Raw genomic sequence first — 1245 nt, forward strand, 5'->3', positions numbered from 1 at the left:
TGTGCCAAAAGTTTTCCTCATCCATTCATTTAAAGCTTTAGCATTTAAAAGCTAATCTTGATTATTCAAATCTCATTTAATTCTCATGGCAATATGTTTTCCTACAACAAAAAAATCAACGATTGAAACTTAAATTTTGTTCTAGTAAAATTTTAAGATGCTGATGAGAGTGTTTTCAATATACCCTATTCTGTTCGCCCAATTTCACTTCTAAGTTTTCATTTTTATTCTTTCAACAATAACTATACTCCTTTTATTATGTTCATAGATACGGATATATAACAAAACGTTTCTATTTGGATTAAAGTCAAATGAATCGAAGAATGAATGATTGAAGACTTGATCATTAATTGGATAAACCTTTTTCTTACCACCAGTTACAAGCTCAATTGCAGACGTAAAATACTTTTGGTTTATTCCTGTTATTTTTGAAAGTTCATTTGCGTTGTAATTTGGTGGGATTTTACTGTACTGCACACAGTTACCACTTATTATTTTTAAGTCTTCTTTTTGAAAGGTAGATATTCGATTATTTAAAGGTAGACTTAACAGAACTAGTGTAAACCAAATTTTTGCATCCATAATTATAAACGTTTCGATTTGCGAACCATTGTTAATGTATAAGTAAGTCCCTCAGAATAAGGGGTAGCCTGAGACGTTCCGCTAAAAATTCCTGTCAAAGGATTATAATAAAGTTTGTTTAAATAACTTGTCCCCTTTGCAACATCTCCAGACGCATTATCAAAAAACCGAAAATACTTTCCATTTGAATCTTGACCCATTCCAACTACAACTACAAAATGATCAGTTGTGTTATCTGTTAGTGGGTTTGGGCTGCCCGAATGATTATCTACACCAACGATCACTGGAATTCCATTAGTAAGTGCATATCTCAAATAATTTATCGAATTAGTAACTTGTGTTAAATTTACACCATTTTGGGCAGTATAGACCTGAAAAGTTTGCCCCGGCGAAAAATAAGCTGAAATTTTAAATCCAGCCAATCTTAGCTGTTCTTTTGAATATTCCATACATTGCCAGCTAGGATGCAGTCCTCTATTCCAACCCACAAAATCAGCTGGCGGAATAATGGTTGAAATGGTTGGCCAAAACTGATTCAAATTAAAAGAATCATACTGCGTATTATCAACTTCTCCGCTGTTATCGTCCTCTAAATTTTCACCCCTGTTATCCGACTCATTTTTGTTGGTCATAAACTCATAAAATGTTACTTCTGGATGCAAC

General features: G+C 33.0%; 2 protein-coding genes. Both read right to left on the minus strand.

From position 1 onward, the window contains the following. Window positions 1-210: 210 nt before the first annotated feature. Entirely contained in the window at window positions 211-582 is a 372-nt protein-coding gene (locus tag CHX27_RS00535) for a hypothetical protein (protein WP_094484840.1), read from the minus strand. Between the two features lie 2 nt (window positions 583-584). Next, window positions 585-1245, minus strand: a 661-nt coding sequence (locus tag CHX27_RS15430) for a S8/S53 family peptidase (protein ID WP_165764405.1), incomplete at its 5' end; no start/stop codon positions are given.

Source organism: Flavobacterium aurantiibacter (assembly GCF_002251775.1).
GTDB classification, from domain to species: Bacteria; Bacteroidota; Bacteroidia; order Flavobacteriales; family Flavobacteriaceae; genus Flavobacterium; species Flavobacterium aurantiibacter.

Coding starts and splice junctions, on each gene's coding strand:
- CHX27_RS00535 (WP_094484840.1), bottom strand. CDS start 582: ATGGATGCAAAAATTTGGTTTACACTAGTTCTGTTAAGTCTACCTTTA.